General features: G+C 66.2%; 18 protein-coding genes. 6 read left to right on the forward strand and 12 right to left on the reverse strand.

Annotated features, from left to right (window positions below):
- The first annotated feature begins 20 nt into the window (after window positions 1-20).
- Window positions 21-1,133: a Glu/Leu/Phe/Val dehydrogenase family protein gene (locus tag PZ895_RS06555; RefSeq protein WP_275838215.1), complete on the forward strand. Its 1,113-nt coding sequence runs from the start codon at window positions 21-23 to the stop codon at window positions 1,131-1,133.
- Between the two features lie 109 nt (window positions 1,134-1,242).
- On the opposite strand, the gene msrA is transcribed toward PZ895_RS06555, so the two are convergent.
- From msrA to PZ895_RS06585, 6 genes are all read right to left on the reverse strand, one after another.
- Window positions 1,243-1,845, reverse strand: coding sequence for a peptide-methionine (S)-S-oxide reductase MsrA (msrA, locus tag PZ895_RS06560; protein ID WP_275838216.1), 603 nt, complete (start codon window positions 1,843-1,845; stop codon window positions 1,243-1,245).
- Window positions 1,846-2,080: 235 nt separating this feature from the next.
- Window positions 2,081-2,860, reverse strand: a complete 780-nt coding sequence (locus tag PZ895_RS06565; RefSeq protein WP_275838217.1) for a succinate dehydrogenase iron-sulfur subunit — start codon at window positions 2,858-2,860, stop codon at window positions 2,081-2,083.
- Window positions 2,861-2,871: 11 nt separating this feature from the next.
- A complete protein-coding gene (gene sdhA, locus PZ895_RS06570; RefSeq protein ID WP_275838306.1) occupies window positions 2,872-4,698 on the reverse strand; it encodes a succinate dehydrogenase flavoprotein subunit in 1,827 nt (608 codons plus the stop codon).
- Between the two features lie 24 nt (window positions 4,699-4,722).
- Window positions 4,723-5,106, reverse strand: a complete 384-nt coding sequence (gene sdhD, locus PZ895_RS06575) for a succinate dehydrogenase, hydrophobic membrane anchor protein (protein ID WP_275838218.1) — start codon at window positions 5,104-5,106, stop codon at window positions 4,723-4,725.
- 2 nt (window positions 5,107-5,108) lie between these two features.
- Window positions 5,109-5,519 carry a succinate dehydrogenase, cytochrome b556 subunit gene (gene sdhC / locus PZ895_RS06580; RefSeq protein WP_275838219.1) on the reverse strand — a complete coding sequence of 137 codons (411 nt, stop codon included), beginning with the start codon at window positions 5,517-5,519 and terminating at the stop codon, window positions 5,109-5,111.
- Window positions 5,520-5,720: 201 nt separating this feature from the next.
- Entirely contained in the window at window positions 5,721-6,050 is a 330-nt protein-coding gene (locus tag PZ895_RS06585) for a hypothetical protein (RefSeq protein ID WP_275838220.1), read from the reverse strand.
- Between the two features lie 171 nt (window positions 6,051-6,221).
- Between PZ895_RS06585 and PZ895_RS06590 the strand changes: the two genes are divergently transcribed.
- From PZ895_RS06590 to PZ895_RS06600, 3 genes are all read left to right on the forward strand, one after another.
- Complete coding sequence (locus PZ895_RS06590) at window positions 6,222-6,578, forward strand: hypothetical protein (RefSeq protein WP_275838221.1); 357 nt, start codon at window positions 6,222-6,224, stop codon at window positions 6,576-6,578.
- An 88-nt stretch (window positions 6,579-6,666) separates the two neighbouring features.
- Window positions 6,667-8,013, forward strand: a complete 1,347-nt coding sequence (locus PZ895_RS06595; protein ID WP_275838222.1) for a hypothetical protein — start codon at window positions 6,667-6,669, stop codon at window positions 8,011-8,013.
- Window positions 8,010-8,843 carry a hypothetical protein gene (locus PZ895_RS06600; RefSeq protein WP_275838223.1) on the forward strand — a complete coding sequence of 278 codons (834 nt, stop codon included), beginning with the start codon at window positions 8,010-8,012 and terminating at the stop codon, window positions 8,841-8,843. Before PZ895_RS06595 ends, PZ895_RS06600 begins: the two co-directional genes overlap by 4 nt.
- Here PZ895_RS06600 and PZ895_RS06605 read toward each other — a convergent pair.
- From PZ895_RS06605 to rimM, 6 genes are all read right to left on the reverse strand, one after another.
- Window positions 8,806-10,011 carry a GGDEF domain-containing protein gene (locus PZ895_RS06605; RefSeq protein ID WP_275838224.1) on the reverse strand — a complete coding sequence of 402 codons (1,206 nt, stop codon included), beginning with the start codon at window positions 10,009-10,011 and terminating at the stop codon, window positions 8,806-8,808. The two genes, PZ895_RS06600 and PZ895_RS06605, sit on opposite strands and share 38 nt — an antisense overlap.
- Before the next feature lie 135 nt (window positions 10,012-10,146).
- The gene (gene leuC / locus PZ895_RS06610) at window positions 10,147-11,556 is read right to left on the reverse strand and encodes a 3-isopropylmalate dehydratase large subunit (protein ID WP_275838225.1); all 1,410 of its coding nucleotides are present in this window, start codon (window positions 11,554-11,556) and stop codon (window positions 10,147-10,149) included.
- A 224-nt stretch (window positions 11,557-11,780) separates the two neighbouring features.
- On the reverse strand, window positions 11,781-12,284 hold the full coding sequence (locus PZ895_RS06615; RefSeq protein ID WP_275838226.1) for an MgtC/SapB family protein: 504 nt from the start codon (window positions 12,282-12,284) through the stop codon (window positions 11,781-11,783).
- Window positions 12,285-12,403: 119 nt separating this feature from the next.
- Window positions 12,404-12,928: a 50S ribosomal protein L19 gene (gene rplS / locus PZ895_RS06620; RefSeq protein WP_275838227.1), complete on the reverse strand. Its 525-nt coding sequence runs from the start codon at window positions 12,926-12,928 to the stop codon at window positions 12,404-12,406.
- 205 nt (window positions 12,929-13,133) lie between these two features.
- A complete protein-coding gene (trmD, locus tag PZ895_RS06625; RefSeq protein ID WP_275838228.1) occupies window positions 13,134-13,832 on the reverse strand; it encodes a tRNA (guanosine(37)-N1)-methyltransferase TrmD in 699 nt (232 codons plus the stop codon).
- Window positions 13,829-14,359 carry a ribosome maturation factor RimM gene (gene rimM, locus PZ895_RS06630; RefSeq protein WP_275838229.1) on the reverse strand — a complete coding sequence of 177 codons (531 nt, stop codon included), beginning with the start codon at window positions 14,357-14,359 and terminating at the stop codon, window positions 13,829-13,831. Before rimM ends, trmD begins: the two co-directional genes overlap by 4 nt.
- 75 nt (window positions 14,360-14,434) lie before the next feature.
- Between rimM and PZ895_RS06635 the strand changes: the two genes are divergently transcribed.
- Window positions 14,435-15,385, forward strand: a complete 951-nt coding sequence (locus PZ895_RS06635) for a tyrosine recombinase XerC (protein ID WP_275838230.1) — start codon at window positions 14,435-14,437, stop codon at window positions 15,383-15,385.
- Window positions 15,386-15,419: 34 nt separating this feature from the next.
- Window positions 15,420-16,490: a TraB/GumN family protein gene (locus tag PZ895_RS06640; RefSeq protein ID WP_275838231.1), complete on the forward strand. Its 1,071-nt coding sequence runs from the start codon at window positions 15,420-15,422 to the stop codon at window positions 16,488-16,490.
- Window positions 16,491-16,512: the final 22 nt, after the last annotated feature.

Raw genomic sequence — 16,512 nt, forward strand, 5'->3', positions numbered from 1 at the left:
AACAGACGGGAGGAAACGCCATGTTGCAGGCTCACAAGCCCATCCAGCGCACCGCGATGCGCTCCACGCTCGAACTCACCGACATCACCGACGACGCGAAGCTCCTGCCCGGCTTCGACGGCCATGAGCGCATCGTTCTCGGTCGCGACGAGACGCGCGGCCTGATCGCCATCGTCGCGATCCATGACACCAGGCTCGGGCCCGCACTGGGCGGTACGCGCGTGTGGAAGCACGAGAGCCTGGAAGCCGCGATTACCGACGCGCTCCGCCTGTCGCGCGGCATGACCTACAAGTCAGCCATCGCCGGGATGCCCTTCGGTGGCGGCAAGGCGGTCATTCTCGCCAATGCGAAGACGGACAAGACGCCCGACCTCCTCGAAGCCTATGCCGAGATGCTGGCAGCCCTCGACGGCGACTATTACACCGGCGAGGATGTCGGCCTGACGCTTGCCGACGCTGACTTCCTGCGCGCCCGCACGCCCAACGTCACTGGCACGACGCTCGGCGGCAGCGAAAACCCCTCGCCCGTCACCGCCCAGGGCGTCTTTCTCGGGCTGAAGGCCGCCGTGAAGCACCGCTTCGGCCGCGACGATCTTTCGGGCCTGCGCGTCGGCGTGCAGGGGCTGGGCTCGGTCGGCCGCCGGCTAGCTGAGGAACTGCACGAAGCCGGCGCGACGCTCGTCGTCGCCGATATCGACAGCGCGCGCGTGGACCAGGCCGTCCGGGACTTCGGCGCGACCACGCTCGCTTCCGACGCCATGGCGACCGCCGATCTCGACGTCTTCGCCCCCTGCGCGCTCGGCGGTGTCATCCATGCCGGCATGATCGATATGATCAGGGCGAAGGTGATCGCGGGCGCGGCCAACAACCAGCTCGCCAACGAGGCCGACGCGGCGCTTCTCGCCGAACGCGGCATCCTCTATGCGCCCGACTATGTCATCAATGCCGGCGGTCTGATCAATGTCGCCAGCGAACTCCTGCCTGGCGGCTATGTCCGCGCCCGCGCGATGAAGCTCGTCAAGACGATCCCCGCGACGCTCGCCGACATCTTTGCCCGTGCGGATGCCGAAAAGCGCCCGACCAACGCCATTGCCGAGGACATCGCCGAAGAGCGCATCGCCGCCCGCCACTGATCACCGAACCCGAGGGGAACCGGCCGGGAGATCGGAAAACCGACACCGGCCGGAATGCCTTAAAGCTGCAATTTGCAGGCCGCTCAGGCCGGATACCGGCGCATGACGATCAGCTTCCTTTGATGCCGGCCATGGCTTCGGACCCCCAGACTTCCTTCACCCGCGCGTCGCGCCCGCACGCGCCGCGATAGTAGCGGTAGCGCAGCGGATTCTTGGTGTAGTAGTCCTGGTGGTATTCCTCCGCCGGCCAGAATTGCGGCGCCGGCACGATCTCGGTCGCAAGCTGCACGCCGCCGAGCGCCTGCGAAGCCTTCGCCTTGGCTTCCCTCGCTGCGGCGAGTTGGGCGTCGCCGACCGCATAGACGGCGGTCGTGTAGGAATAGCCCCGATCGCAGAACTGGCCGCCCGCATCGGTCGGATCGACCGAGCGGAAGAACGCCGCCAGCAGCGCGTCATAGCTCACCCGCGACGGATCGTAGACGATCTCGACCGCCTCGCGATGGCGCGCTGCGGTATGGTTTTCATAAGTCGGATTCTCGGTCGTCCCGCCGATATAGCCTGAAGTCGTCGAGATCACTCCGCCGACCTTGTCGAAATCGGATTCGACGCACCAGAAGCACCCACCGGCGAAGATCGCCCGTTCGGTGTTCTGCGCGGCGGCGGGCAGGGTTGTGAAGGCAAGGGAAAGCGCAAGCGCGGCAGTTCTCAACATGGTCGTCCTCCGGGGATGTTGCGAAGGAACGTAACGCCGGGTGCGGCAGTTTCAAATCAAGGCTGCGGGATGGGCGCGTGATCTTGCAAGCCCGCTTCATCCCGGCCGAAGTCCGAGCGAAGCGAGGCGAGAGTCGGGACCCATTCCGTGAGCTTCCCGGTCACGGAATGGGTCCCGGATAGGGTCACAACGCTACGCACCGATCCCCTTCCGGGATGACGCGCGCTGGCGCTGTCTAAACCCGCCGCTCGATCATCATCTTCTTGATCTCGGCAATCGCCTTCGCCGGGTTCAGCCCCTTCGGGCAGGCCTGCGTGCAATTCATGATCGTGTGGCAGCGATAGAGCCGGAACGGGTCTTCCAGATTGTCGAGCCGCTCGCCGGTCTTCTCGTCGCGACTGTCGATCAGCCAGCGATAGGCTTGCAGCAGCACGGCGGGGCCGAGATAGCGCTCGCCGTTCCACCAGTAGGACGGGCAGGAGGTCTGGCAGCAGAAGCACAGGATGCATTCGTAGAGGCCGTCGAGCTTCTGGCGGTCCTCATGGCTTTGCGTCCATTCCTTGGCGGGCTCGGGCGAAACCGTCTGTAGCCAGGGTTGAATCGAGGAAAGCTGCGCATAGGGAACGGTGAGGTCCGGCACGAGATCCTTTACCACCGGCATGTGTGGCAGCGGGTAGACCTTGACCACGCCCGACACCTCGTCCGCGCCCTTGGTACAGGCGAGCGTGTTGGTGCCGTCGATGTTCATCGCGCACGAACCGCAGATGCCCTCGCGGCACGAGCGGCGCAGCGTCAGCGTCGGATCGACATTGTTCTTGATCCACAGGAGCGCGTCGAGGACCATCGGCCCGCAATCGTCCATGTCGACAAAATAGGTGTCGGTGCGCGGGTTCTCGTCGTCGTCCGGCGACCAGCGATAGATCTTGTATTCGCGCAGATTGGTGGCGCCGGCCGGCTTCGGCCAGGTCCTGCCCTCATTGATCCGCGAGTTCTTGGGAAGGGTGATTTCGACCATTCTTCCGTTCCTCAGTAAACGCGCTTCTTCGGGGCGATCTTCGCCGGGTCGATGCCGCCATCGGCCAATGCCAGCATCGGCTCGGTGTGGACCGGGCGGTAGTCGAGGCGGACCTTGCCGGCCTCGTCGACCCAGGACAGCGTATGCTTGCGCCAGTTGGCGTCGTCGCGCTCGGAGAAATCCTCGCGGGCGTGCGCGCCGCGGCTTTCCTTGCGCGCCTCGGCCGAATAGACCGTGGTGATCGCGTTTGCCATCAGGTTGTCGAGTTCCAGCGTCTCGACGAGATCGGAATTCCAGATCATCGAGCGGTCGGTGACCTTGATGTCGGCGAGATCCTTCCAGATCTCCGAGACGTTCCGGCAGCCGTTCTCGAGCGATTCCTGGGTGCGGAACACGGCCGCGTCGTCCTGCATCGCCTTTTGCATCCGGTCGCGCAGCTTGGCGGTCGGCGTGCCGCCATTGGAATGGCGGATGCGGTCGAAGCGCTCCATGATCCTGTCGCAGGCAGCATTGTTGATCGCCGGGATCGCCGCATCGCGGTCGATCACCTGGCCGGCGCGGATCGCGGCGGCGCGTCCGAAGACGACGAGGTCGATCAGCGAGTTGGAGCCGAGGCGGTTGGCGCCGTGAACCGAGGCGCAGGCCGCTTCGCCCACGGCCATCAGGCCGGGCGCGATGGCGTCCGGATCGGCCGCGGTCGGGTTCAGCACCTCGCCCCAGTAATTGGTCGGAATGCCGCCCATATTGTAGTGGACGGTTGGCAGGACCGGGATCGGCTCGCGCGTCACGTCGACGCCGGCGAAGATGCGCGCGCTCTCGGCAATGCCCGGCAGGCGCTCATGGATGACGGCGGGGTCGAGATGGTCGAGGTGAAGGAAGATGTGGTCCTTCGCCTTGCCGACGCCGCGGCCCTCGCGGATTTCCATCGTCATGCAGCGCGAGACGACGTCGCGGCTGGCGAGGTCCTTGGCCGAAGGCGCATAGCGCTCCATGAAGCGCTCACCTTCCGAATTGACGAGATAGCCGCCCTCGCCGCGCACGCCCTCGGTGATGAGGCAGCCCGCGCCATAGATGCCGGTCGGATGGAACTGGACGAATTCCATGTCCTGCAAGGGCAGGCCCGCGCGGGCGACCATGCCGTTGCCGTCGCCGGTGCAGGTGTGGGCGCTGGTCGCCGAGAAATAGGCGCGGCCGTAGCCGCCCGTCGCCAGCACCACCATCTTGGCCGAGAAGCGGTGGATCGTGCCGTCGTCGAGGTTCCAGGCGACGACGCCCGTGCACACGCCGTCCGTCATGATCAGGTCGAGCGCGAAATACTCGATGAAGAACTGCGCGTTGTTCTTGACCGACTGGCCGTAGAGCGTGTGCAGGATGGCATGACCGGTCCGGTCGGCGGCCGCGCAGGTGCGCTGGACGGGCGGACCGTCGCCGAAATTCTGCATGTGGCCGCCGAAGGGGCGCTGGTAGATCTTGCCCTCTTCGGTGCGGCTGAACGGCACGCCGTAATGCTCGAGCTCGTAGACCGCGGCGGGCGCTTCGCGCGCCAGATATTCCATCGCATCGACGTCGCCCAGCCAGTCCGACCCCTTGACGGTGTCGTACATGTGCCACTGCCACGAATCCGCGCCCATGTTCTGCAACGAGGCGGCGATGCCGCCCTGCGCGGCGACCGTGTGCGAGCGGGTCGGGAAGACCTTGGTGATGCAGGCCGTCTTCAGCCCCTGTTCGGCCATGCCGAGCGTGGCGCGCAATCCTGCGCCGCCGGCGCCGACGACCACGACGTCGTATTTGTGGTCGACATAGGTATAGCTGTCGCTGGCGGGCCGCGAGGCGTTCATTCTGGTTTCAGCGTCGGCCACGGATCAGCCTCCGAATGCGATATTGAGAAGGGCGAAGATGGAGGCGACGCCGATGACGAGCGGGAAGAAGGTGTTGAGCGCGATCAGCGCCACCTTCGCGCCTTCGCCATGCACGTAGTCCTCGATCACGATCTGCATACCGAGCTTCATGTGATAGAGCACGGAGACGAAGAAGAGGATCACTACCAGCGTCACGAACGGATTGGCGAGCGTCGCCCGGACGTCCTCGTAGGGCGCGCCGACCAGCGCCACCATCAGCCCGACCATGAACAGGACGAGCGGCACGTTGGCGATGGCGGTGAGGCGCTGGCGCCAGAAATGCATCGTGCCCTCGCGGGCCGAGCCAAGGCCGCGGACGCGGCCGAGCGGAGTGCGCATGTCGGTCATGTTCAGGCTCCCCGCGCCATGATTGCGACGACCCAGACGAGAATCGCCAGCGCGAACGAGACGACCGGCATCGCGACCGCCGCCCTTCTCGACTCGTCCTTGCCGAGCGCGGCTTCGCTGCCCGTATCCATCACCAGATGGCGAATGCCGCCCAGCATGTGGTGGAACAGCACCCAGCTATAGCCGAACAACACGAACAGCCCGAGCCACGAGCCGTAGATGCCCTGCACGCGGGCGAAGCCCTCGGCCGTGCCGGCGGCCGCCATCAGCCAGATCGCGACCAGCAGCGTGCCGAAATAGAGCGCGACGCCGGTGATGCGATGGATGATCGACATCATCATCGTGGGAATCGGCTTGTAGATCTGGAGATGCGGAGACAGGGGTCTCGCACGGGTGGCTGTGGTCTTGCTCATGGCTCCCCCGTTCGACGGCGGCATTCGACTGGATGCGTCATGCCGTCGCCGGACTGCGACGTGAAGTGTTGGCGCTTTCTAATGCGGTTTTTGCAATGCGTCAAAGCCGGAAAACGCTGGACATGCGCACATTTAGCGGGGCCTTTCCGAAGGAAAAGCACAGGCTCCCCGGTTCAATCGATTAACCGCTGAAATGTTCGGTCAGGTGCGACAGGCGAGCGCACCTTCGCCATTCTTCATCCACAACGCCTCGCCGTTCTCGACCACAAGGGAATAGAGCCCTTCGGCGAATCGGTAGAGTTGATTGGGCGGGCTTGCCGGCAGCGCGACCGGTTCTTCCTCGCCCTGCGCGTCGACCACGACCGACGACCCCGCCGCCGCGACCTTGAGCTCGCTCCCGTCCTCGCAGGCATAGGTCGCGAGCGGCGGCTGGGCCGGCACCGAGCCGGTCGCGACATCGTCGAGATCGGCGACGCAGCCTGAGGCGAAGAGGACGCCCGCCAAGGCCAGCGGAATGTGGATGCGTTTCATGCGTGTCCTTGTTCAAGGCGCGTCTGCGACGGTCCGGCGTTAACCATGTCCGCAGAAAGACGCGCCGGCAAGCGCCCCGTTTCGGATGACAAGGGTTAAGAAAGCGTTAACTTGTCTTACCATGCAGGCTCGCGCCCGAGGGCGCGCCGCGCCGATCCGGAGGACACCGACATGAAGTCGATTGCAATTGCTTTGGCCGCCGCCCTTCTGGCCGGTTCGCCAGCCACGGCCGGCAGTCTCTACCAGGATCAGGTCCACGCCGACAGTTTCGGCAATCTCGTGATCCATTCGCCGGCCGGCTACAAGCGCATCGTCGTCGGCGCGGGCGAAGCGGCCTCGGGCTACCGGGCAACCGGCTCCTATTACGAGAGCGCCGCGCCGCGCATCGCGTATCATGGCGGGCAGCGCCTGCAACTGCGCCCCTATCGCGACTGCGAGTTCGGCGCCGTGCTCCTGCACGGCCGCAGCTACATGTACGGCCTGCCCGATCATGTCGTCCCCACTCCGGCGGATGCGCTGTGCCGCTGAGCGGACACAAGCTCGTGAAGGAGACGCGAATCCGCGCGTCCTCATTTCGACACCTTTGTTTTGCCAGTGCGCAGGGAGAGGTTAAGAAATGAGTAACCATTCGACATCCGCATCCGCGAGCCGCCTGCGCAACCACATTGCTTCCTTGCGGACGATGACGCGCTTCGTGCTGGCGACGCTGGCGCTGGCAAGCGGCGTCTACACCTATCTGGGCGTGCGCGGGCTGCTCGATGGTTCCGCCACGCTCGTCTTCCTTGCCGCGATCATCTATTCGGTGGCGGTTTCGGTCGGCATCTACGGCTTCTGGACCTATCTGATCCGCTTCGTTCCCGAGATGCGCGACGGTGCCTCGCGTGTCGCTCTCTTCCTGATCATGCTCGTCGGCTCGGTGATGATCATTGCCATGTCGTCCTGGCTCAACGCGGCCGCGCTCGCCGGCTCCGCGGCGGTCGAGCAGCATCTGGCGACGACCCAGCAGGAATACACCGCCGATCTCGACCAGGCCCATTCGAACGCGCTCGGCGCGCTTTCGCTCCTGCCCGACATCCAGCGCGCGCAGGAGCGGTTTGCCCGCCTCGCCGAGGACGAACGCGCCTCGGGCGCGCTCACCGGCACGTCCGGCTCGGGCAGCGTCGTCCAGCTTCTGACGCAGATGTCGGCGCAGATGAACGAGTTGCAGGCCACGATCGAAGGCTCGCGCGAGCGCGTGCAGATGCTTTTCGAGGAGGGCCAGCTTCACCTGACCGCGATGCGCCAGCTTGTTTCGGCTTCCGGCCAGATCGAGCCCCGCGCCAATGAATTCGCGCAGGAGACCGTGGCGCTGTCGGGCGTCATCGCTTCGCTGGAGCAGACTTCGATCGCGCCTTCCGTCGCGCGTGCGGCGCAGGATCTGTCGATGGGCTTCATCGCCCCTGTGACGAGCAGCGCCGATGCCGATCTTGCCGGTCGCCAGTCGACCGTGATGGAGACGGTGCGCGCCTCGGTCGCCGCGCAATCGGCCGCGCTGTCGGAGGCCGCCAACGAAATCCTCGCCCAGCCCCGCGTCGAGGAACGCCGCTTCGTGCCACTGTCGGCGGCCGAAGCCGTGTTGGTCTATGCGACGAGCTTTCTTCCAAGCTGGGCCGGCGCGATCTCGATCGACCTTTTGCCCGGCGTCTTCGTCGCCGTGATGGCAGTGGTGATGGCGGCGCTGCGTCGGCACGAGGATGGCCTCACCGATGCCGACCGCATCACCGCTGCCGACATGCTGCGCTCCATCGAACTGCACGAGACGCTGGCCGCCGCCCGCGCCGCGCGCCAGCCCGCTTCGACACCCGAGCCGGAGCCTGCACCGGCCGAAACGAGGCCCGCCGCGCAGGCGTCGCCGCCCGCACCACCGTCGAGCGAGAACGTCACCCCCCTTTCCGTCAACGAACGCAAACGGTTCGAGCCATGACCGACCACGCGCACCATTCCGACATCGCGCCGCAGGGCCGCTTCGCCCGTCTCGTCGACCGGATCGACGACGGCAACGTGATGCGATTCACCTTCGGCGCGATGCTCGCCGGCGTCATCGGCGTGCTCGCCTTCGACCTTTACGAACTGCGCCAACAGACCGGCGGTCTGTGGCCGTCCGACCGGGCGTCGGTGCATGTCAGCGAACCGATCCTGCCGCCCGCCGTCGAGACCGACGGTTCGTCCTCGGCTTCGCAGGACCCGCGTAAGAACGTCCAGACAGACGAGGCTCTCTTGAAGGATGCCGTGCGTTTCGAACTGAAGCCCGGCGGCGTCCTCGCCGCGACCGGCTCGATCGATGTCGGCGCGTCCGCCCGGCTCGCCGCCGAACTCGACGCGCGCGGCGAATATGTCCAGACGGTTTCGCTCAACTCGCCCGGCGGTTCGCTGGAAGATGCGATGGCGATGGCGCGGATGATCCGCGAGCGCGATCTGGCGACCCTCGTTCCCGACGGCGCGCTCTGCGCCTCGTCCTGCCCGCTGGTCTTCGCCGGCGGCACGACGCGCACGGTCGGCGACAAGGCGGCGATCGGCCTCCACCAGTTCTATGCCGGCACGTCGAACCTGCCGGCGCCCGAACAGGCGATGTCGGACGCGCAGGTCACCGCCGCGCGCATCTCGCGCTATCTGTCGGAAATGGGGATCGACCCCGCCATGTGGCTGCACGCGCTCGATACGCCGCCGCGTGCGCTCTACTATCTGTCGGCCGAGGAAATGACCGCTTACAAGCTGGTCACATCGACCGGGCCGCTGGCCTTTCGTCAGGAGTAGTATCGGCGATCATCAGGCCGGTCCGCGTGCCGTCCGCCCGTGACGCGCGCACACGGTCGCGACCGGCGTCCTTGGCCTGGTAGAGCGCCGCGTCGGCGCGGTAGTGAACGTGTTCCGAAGTTTCGTCGCGGGAGCGTTCCGCAACGCCGAAGCTTGCCGTGAAGCGCGCCTCCGCCGGCATCGTCTCGACTTTCATCTTTTCCATGCGCAGGCGCACGCTTTCGGCAAAAAGTCGTGCCGCCGCCAGGTTGCAGCCCGGCAGCACGATTGCGAATTCCTCGCCGCCGATTCGCGCGACCACATGACCGGGCAGCGTTGCTTCCCGCAGCGCGTCGGCAAAGGCCGTGATCACCCTGTCGCCACCGGCATGGCCATGGGTGTCGTTGACCGCTTTGAAGTGGTCGAGGTCGCAAAGCACCAGCGAAATCGGCAGGCCCTTCGCCTCGGTCTCCTGCATCAGGCGCTCGAAACGCAGTTCGAAGCCGCGTCGGTTGAACAGTCCCGACAGCGGGTCCGTTTCCGATTTCATCGTGATTTCCGCAAGCAGGTCGCGCACCAGGATGACCATCAGAAGCAGCGCGACGGCAACCGACAGGACGGCGCCCGTCGTCTGCCCGATGAAGGCATAGAGCGTGGATGCATAGTGCGACGGTGAAGCGCCCACGCCTCCGGTCTGCAACGCCACCGCCGGCTTCATGATGTAGTGGATGGAGGTGACGGTCAAAAGCGCGGCGAGAACCAGGTCGGTCGGGCGCCGCTTTGCCGACAGGAAGATGATGCCTGCGCCGATCGCCTGCATGACGAAATAGGGCATCTGGTAGATCACCATCCGCGTGAAGGATTCGCGCGGCAACTGGTCGCTGGCGACTTTCGTCGCGATCGAGATGATGAAGATCGCCGCGATCACCTTCCACGGCATCCGCACGCGGTAGAGCCGCGCCAGCCCGCGATTGAAGACGACGAGCGCGCCGAGGAAGAGGGCATAGCCCACGAGCACGGTCCGATTGCCGCCGGTGAACATCGGGATCAGAAATTCGACGCCGAAATACGCCGCGCCCAGAACATAGGCGCCGGCGAAATGTTTCGCCGCGATCCGCGTGCGGTCATAAAGCGCGATGGCGATGAAGGACGCGGCCAGGAGGCTGGCGATGGCGAAGTTGATCGCCATGAGAAATTCCGCGCCGCTCATCGCTTTCCGCCCCCGATTCGGCCCGGATGCTAAGGGGCAAACCTCAACATTCCGTAACGCGCGATGCGCGAACTCGCGGAAATGCGAACCCGCGGAAGCGAGCCGTCGCCTGGACTATTTCCACTCCCGGATGTCGACGAAGTGTCCAGCGATCGCAGCGGCCGCGGCCATTGCGGGAGAGACGAGGTGGGTGCGCCCCTTGAAGCCCTGACGGCCCTCGAAATTGCGGTTCGAGGTCGAGGCGCAGCGCTCCTGCGGCTTGAGGCGGTCGTCGTTCATCGCCAGGCACATGGAGCAGCCCGGCTCGCGCCAGTCGAAGCCGGCTTCGATGAAGACCTTGTCCAGCCCTTCCGCCTCGGCCTGTTGCTTGACGAGGCCCGAGCCGGGAACGATCATCGCGTCGACGGTGGCCGCGACCTTGCGGCCCTCGATGACGGCGGCGGCGGCGCGCAGATCCTCGATCCGGCCATTGGTGCAGGAGCCGATGAAGACGCGGTCGATGGTGATGTCGGTGATCTTCGTGCCCGGCGTCAGGCCCATATAGTCGAGCGCGCGCTGCTTGGAGGTGCGCTTGTTCTCGTCAAGGATCGCGGCCGGGTCCGGCACCTCGCCGGTCACCGAGACGACGTCCTCGGGCGAGGAGCCCCAGGAGACGATCGGCGGCAGATTGGCCGCGTCGAGCACCACGACCTTGTCGTAATGCGCGCCCTCGTCGGATTGCAGCGTCTTCCAGTAGTCGAGCGCCATGTCCCACGCTTTGCCCTTCGGCGCGCGCGGCTTGTCCTTCACATAGGCGAAAGTCGTCTCGTCGGGCGCGATCAGGCCGGCGCGGGCGCCGCCTTCGATCGACATGTTGCAGATCGTCATCCGCCCTTCCATCGACAGCGCGCGGATCGCCTCGCCGGCATATTCGATGACGTAGCCGGTGCCGCCGGCTGTGCCGATCTCGCCGATGATGGCGAGGATGATGTCCTTGGCGGTGACGCCTTGAGGCAACTGCCCGTCGACGCGCACCAGCATGTTCTTCGCCTTGTTCTGGATCAGCGTCTGCGTGGCGAGCACGTGCTCGACCTCGGACGTTCCGATGCCGTGAGCGAGTGCGCCGAACGCGCCATGGGTCGAGGTGTGGCTGTCGCCGCACACGATCGTCATGCCCGGCAGGGTGAAGCCCTGCTCCGGCCCGATGATGTGGACGATGCCCTGGCGGATGTCGACCTCGTCATAATAGTCGATGCCGAAATCGGCCGCGTTCTTCGCCAGCGCCTCGACCTGGATGCGGCTTTCCTCGTTCTTGATGCCGTCCTTGCGGTCGGGCGAGGTCGGGACGTTGTGGTCGACGACGGCGAGCGTCTTTTCGGGATGGCGCACCTTGCGGCCGGCCATGCGCAGCCCTTCGAACGCCTGCGGGCTCGTGACTTCATGAACCAGATGGCGATCGATGTAGAGAAGGCAGGTGCCGTCATCCTGGCGGTCGACGACGTGGTCGTCGAAGATCTTGTCGTAGAGGGTACGCGGTGCGCTCATGGCGTGGAGTCCGTTCGGTCAGAAAGCAGTTGGAAAAGGGCGGAAGACGAGACGCGCGCCTAGCGCGCAAGACTCGCCGTCGCGCCGGAAAACCGCGCGAAGAAACGGGACGGCAGGCGCTTGCGATCCTGCAGCACGAACCTCTTATAGGCCGGGTTCCCGAAGAGCTTTTCCATGGAGGGTTTCATTACCAGCCTTTCGGGCCGCCTTCAACGCTCCAGCCGTCAGTCGTCCGGCGGGCCGGCCTTCCCGTCGAGGCGGCCGAGCCGTTTTTCCATCTGGTGCATCAGGCCAAGAATGAAGAGGGCGAGCAGCGTGGCGAAGGCCGCGACCTGCCAGAAGCCAAGCCCGGCTGCGAGCCCGATGGCGCCGGCGAGCCACAGGCCGGCGCCGGTCGTCAGCCCCTGCACCTTCCCCCGCGCGAAGATGATGGAGCCGGCGGCAAGAAAGGCGACGCCCGCCGTCACCGCCTCGATCATGCGGATCGGGTCGAGCCGCGCGCCGTCGGATTCGAACTGGTTCGAATGGACGATCTCGATGCCGAGAATGGCGAAGGCGGCCGAGGCGAGCGCGACCAGCATGTGCGTGCGAAGGCCCGCGGGATGGTGTCGCCATTCCCGTTCGAAGCCGACCAGGGCACCGAGAAGCGCCGCAACGAGAAGCCGCGCCGCGATGACCGTGAAGGGCATGTGGGTTGGATGGGTGAAGTCGGCGACGAGATCGCTCATGGAGAAGTCGGGGTCCGGTTGGCGGCGTCTTCCTCCATAGCCGGCTTCTCAGCCGCGCAAAACGAAAAAAAGGGCGCGGAAACCCCGTGCCCTTCTTCCATCCGCTCGAGGCGGAATATTTATGCGTTGTCGACCTCGGCTGCTGCCTTCTCGTCGGCGGCAGCCTTGTCCGCAGCCGCCTTCTCGGCGGCGAGCGCCTGAGCGGCCGCGACCTTCTCGGCCTCGATGCGGGCCTTCTCGGCATTGGCGGCTTCGCGTTCGGCGTCGTTGAGCTTGCGGGCGCGAACGCTCGTGTTCTCGACGATGCGCGCCGACTTGCCGCGACGGTCGCGCAGATAATAGAGCTTGGCGCGGCGCACCTTGCCGCGGCGGACGATCTCGACGCCTTCGACCATCGGCGAATAGATCGGGAACACGCGCTCGACGCCCTCGCCATACGAGATCTTGCGGACGGTGAAGTTCTCGTTCAGGCCGGCGCCCGAACGCGCGATGCACACGCCTTCGTAGGCCTGCACGCGGGTACGCGTGCCTTCGGTGACGCGGACGAGGACGCGGACGGTATCGCCCGGCTGGAATTCGGGAAGCGTGCGCTTGGCTTCGATCTTGGCTGCCTGTTCGGCATCGAGCTGACGGATGATGTCCATCGGATTAAACCTCTTCTTGTTCTTCGAACAGCCAGAGCGCTCGGCACTCGCCTTCTCAGTCTCGATGGACCGGCAGGCTATGCGAACCGGCGCAAGACCGGGAAGCAGGAGCGGTGGTCAGTAATTATTGACGGGTCCGGATCGACAATCCGGGCTCAGCGACGCGCTCATACACGCGTTTCGACCGGTTGTCACGTCTGCGGCTTCATTTTTCGCCAGGCAGGTCCGTCAGGAGATCGGGACGCCGCGCGCGCGTCAGTTCGAGCGCCTTCGCCCGCCGCCACTCGGCGATCTTGCCGTGATTGCCCGAAATCAGGACCTCCGGGATCGACACGCCCTCGAAGATTGCCGGACGTGTGTAGTGCGGGTGCTCCAGCATTCCGCTCTCGAAACTCTCTTCTTCGCCCGACACTGCATTGCCCATCACGCCCGGCAGGATGCGAATCACGGCGTCGAGCAGGACCTGCGCGGCAACCTCCCCGCCCGACAATATGTAGTCGCCGATCGACACCTCCTCGAGGCCGCGCGCGTCGATCACGCGCTGGTCGACGCCTTCGAACCGGCCGCACAGGATCACGGCGCCGGGCCCGGCGGCCAGTTCGCGCACGCGCGCCTGCGTCAGCGGCCGCCCGCGCGGGCTCATCAGGAGACGCGGACGCGGGTCGCCCTGCGGTGAGGCGTGGTCGACGGCCTTGGCGATGATGTCGGCCTTCAGCACCATGCCGGCACCGCCGCCGGCCGGCGTGTCGTCAACCGTGCGGTGGCGGTCGGTGGCGAAATCGCGGATCTGAACCGTGTCGAGCGACCAGGTGCCCTCGGCCAACGCCCGGCCGGCAAGGGAGTGGCCGAGCGTGCCGGGAAACATCTCCGGATAGAGCGTCAGGACCGTCGCGCGGAACGTCACGGGCGTTCCTCTTCCTCGTCGGGCAGCAGCCCGGCTGCGGCCGGATCGACGACGATGCGGCGATCGGCGAGCAGGACCTGCGGCACGGCGGCGCGGGTGAAGGGCACCATCGCCGTCCCGCCCGTCGCCAGCGTCAGTTCGATGATGTCGCCGGCGCCGAAATCGTGCATCGCTCTGACCGAGCCGATCTTCGAACCCGCCGCATCGATCGCATCGAGCCCAATCAGGTCGGTCTGATAGAATTCGTCCTCGTCCAGATCGTCCGGCAGGGCGCTGCGGGCGACATAGAGTTCCGTCCCGTTCGCAGCTTCCGCCGCTTCGCGCGTCGTGATCTCCCTGATGCGTGCGACGACGACGGTCTTCGACGGGCGCAGATGGGCGATCGTATACACCTTGCCTTTGGCATCGGTGAGCGGCCCGTAATCGCCGAGCGCCATCGGATCGCCGGTGAAGGTCTTCACCCGCACCTCGCCGCGCACGCCATGCGGCGCGCCGATCACCGCCATCAGAACCCGCTCATCATTCATCGAATATCTTCCTGTTTCGCCCGCTTCAAACGCCGCCCTTCACCGCCTGTCAACCTTGGACGGCGAAGATGCGCCATGTCCGAATTCCTCGTCACCGCAAAGCCCGACCTTCAGGACGCCCGTGCGGCCTGGCTGAAATCGCTTGGCCACGAGCGCCGGCTGGCCGCTTTGACGGTCGCGGCCTATGAGCGCGACACGCGCCAGTTCTTCCAGTTCCTGACCGGCCATCTCGGCGCCCCGCCGGCGATCGCCGACATCGCCGACCTGCGCCCGGCGGACCTGCGCGCCTTTCTTGCCGCCCGGCGCAACGAGGGCGCGGGCCCACGCACGCTGGGGCGCGGCCTTGCCGGCATCCGCTCGCTACTGAAGTTTCTGGAGCGGCGCGGCCTGGTCAACTCCGCCGGCGCCTCGGCGCTGCGCTCGCCCAGACAGCCGAAATCCCTGCCCAAGCCCCTGACGGCATCGGATGCCCGCCGCGTCGTCTCGACTGGCGACCAGCTCGCCGAGGAACCCTGGATCGCGGCGCGCAACGCCGCCGTGCTGACGCTGCTCTACGCCTGCGGCCTGCGCATTTCCGAAGCGCTCGGTCTCACCGGCGACGCTCTGGCAGCCGAGGGCGACACCATCCTGCGCGTCACCGGCAAGGGCGGCAAGACGCGGCTCGTCCCGGTCCTGCCCGCGGCGCTCGCCGCCATCGCCGACTATCGCCGCCTCTGCCCGTGGCATCTGGAAGCCGGAAAACCGCTGTTCTGCGGCGCGAAGGGCGGCCCGCTCGCGCCCGCCATCATCCAGCGTGAAATGAAGAAGATGCGCTCCGCATTGAACCTGCCGGACACCGCCACGCCGCACGCCCTGCGCCATTCCTTCGCGACGCACCTTCTGGCACGCGGCGGCGACCTGCGCGCGATCCAGGAACTGCTGGGCCATGCGAGCCTCTCGACGACGCAGATCTATACCGGCGTCGATTCCGCGCGCCTCCTTGAAATCTACGACAGGGCCCATCCGCGCGGCCGCTCCGCCGCTTAACGATTTCGCCTCAAATCCCCGCTAGGCTTCGGCCATGTTGATGCGCCTCGATCCCGACCGCCTTGCCGATACCGCGCTGCGCCTCCTCGCCGCGCTGACGACGCTCGCCTTCGCCAGTTTCACGCTCATCCTTTTCGCCGGCATCTGGGCCGCGCAGGCCGAGGCCGTGTGCACCGGCGACGATCTTCTCGCGATCATGGAGCGCGACGATCCGGCCGCCTATGCGCGCCTGCTCGACGCTTCGGCCGAAACGCCGAATGGCGAGGCCATGCTGTGGCGAATCGAGACGCCGGAAGGCGCGGTCTCGCATCTCTACGGCACAATGCACGTCACCGATCCGCGCATCGCGGAACTGGATACCGAAGCCGGCGCCGCCTTCGATGCCTCCGGAACGCTGGTGATCGAGACGACCGACATCCTCGATCCCGCCGCGATGATGGCGACGATGGCGACGCACCCGGATCTGATGATGTTCACCGACGCGACGACCTTGTCCTCGCTTCTCGGCCGGCAGGATCGCGTGAAGGTCGAAGCCGCGATGACCGAACGCGGGATGTCCCTCGCCTCCCTCGACAAGATGAAGCCGTGGATGATCGCGGCGATGGTGACGCTGCCGACCTGCGAACTCGCGCGCAAATCCGCCGGCGCCGAAATCCTCGACGTCGCGCTGGCAACCCGCGCCGAGACGGCGGGCATGAAGATCGAGGGACTGGAGACGACGGCCGAGCAACTCGGCGCCATGGCTGCTCTGCCGCTCGACTTCCACATCCGCGCGCTCGTCGAGACGCTGGCGATGGGCGAGACGATCGACGACGTCATCGAGACGATGATCGTCATCCACAGGCGCGGCGCACCGGGCCTCTACTGGCCCTTCTTCGAGGCGGCGCTTCCCGGCGACGGATCGGATGGCGTCGCCATTGCAGGTTTCGAGCAGTCGGTCATCGTCGATCGCAACCGGACGATGGCCGAGCGCATGAAGCCGCTGCTGGATGCCGGCGGCGCCTTCGTGGCGATCGGCGCGCTGCACTTGCCGGGCGAAGAAGGGGTCGTCGCGCTTCTCGAACGTTCCGGCTATTCCGCAACGCCGATCCCGGTACGCAAATGACCCTCGGGAACTGCACGGCTTC

The organism is Mesorhizobium sp. YIM 152430 (assembly GCF_029210365.1).
GTDB lineage: Bacteria > Pseudomonadota > Alphaproteobacteria > Rhizobiales > Rhizobiaceae > Aliihoeflea.

Coding starts and splice junctions, on each gene's coding strand:
- PZ895_RS06555 (WP_275838215.1), top strand. CDS start 21: ATGTTGCAGGCTCACAAGCCCATCCAGCGCACCGCGATGCGCTCCACG.
- msrA (WP_275838216.1), bottom strand. CDS start 1,845: ATGTTGAGAACTGCCGCGCTTGCGCTTTCCCTTGCCTTCACAACCCTG.
- PZ895_RS06565 (WP_275838217.1), bottom strand. CDS start 2,860: ATGGTCGAAATCACCCTTCCCAAGAACTCGCGGATCAATGAGGGCAGG.
- sdhA (WP_275838306.1), bottom strand. CDS start 4,698: ATGAACGCCTCGCGGCCCGCCAGCGACAGCTATACCTATGTCGACCAC.
- sdhD (WP_275838218.1), bottom strand. CDS start 5,106: ATGACCGACATGCGCACTCCGCTCGGCCGCGTCCGCGGCCTTGGCTCG.
- sdhC (WP_275838219.1), bottom strand. CDS start 5,519: ATGAGCAAGACCACAGCCACCCGTGCGAGACCCCTGTCTCCGCATCTC.
- PZ895_RS06585 (WP_275838220.1), bottom strand. CDS start 6,050: ATGAAACGCATCCACATTCCGCTGGCCTTGGCGGGCGTCCTCTTCGCC.
- PZ895_RS06590 (WP_275838221.1), top strand. CDS start 6,222: ATGAAGTCGATTGCAATTGCTTTGGCCGCCGCCCTTCTGGCCGGTTCG.
- PZ895_RS06595 (WP_275838222.1), top strand. CDS start 6,667: ATGAGTAACCATTCGACATCCGCATCCGCGAGCCGCCTGCGCAACCAC.
- PZ895_RS06600 (WP_275838223.1), top strand. CDS start 8,010: ATGACCGACCACGCGCACCATTCCGACATCGCGCCGCAGGGCCGCTTC.
- PZ895_RS06605 (WP_275838224.1), bottom strand. CDS start 10,011: ATGGCGATCAACTTCGCCATCGCCAGCCTCCTGGCCGCGTCCTTCATC.
- leuC (WP_275838225.1), bottom strand. CDS start 11,556: ATGAGCGCACCGCGTACCCTCTACGACAAGATCTTCGACGACCACGTC.
- PZ895_RS06615 (WP_275838226.1), bottom strand. CDS start 12,284: ATGAGCGATCTCGTCGCCGACTTCACCCATCCAACCCACATGCCCTTC.
- rplS (WP_275838227.1), bottom strand. CDS start 12,928: ATGGACATCATCCGTCAGCTCGATGCCGAACAGGCAGCCAAGATCGAA.
- rimM (WP_275838229.1), bottom strand. CDS start 14,359: ATGAATGATGAGCGGGTTCTGATGGCGGTGATCGGCGCGCCGCATGGC.
- PZ895_RS06635 (WP_275838230.1), top strand. CDS start 14,435: ATGTCCGAATTCCTCGTCACCGCAAAGCCCGACCTTCAGGACGCCCGT.
- PZ895_RS06640 (WP_275838231.1), top strand. CDS start 15,420: ATGTTGATGCGCCTCGATCCCGACCGCCTTGCCGATACCGCGCTGCGC.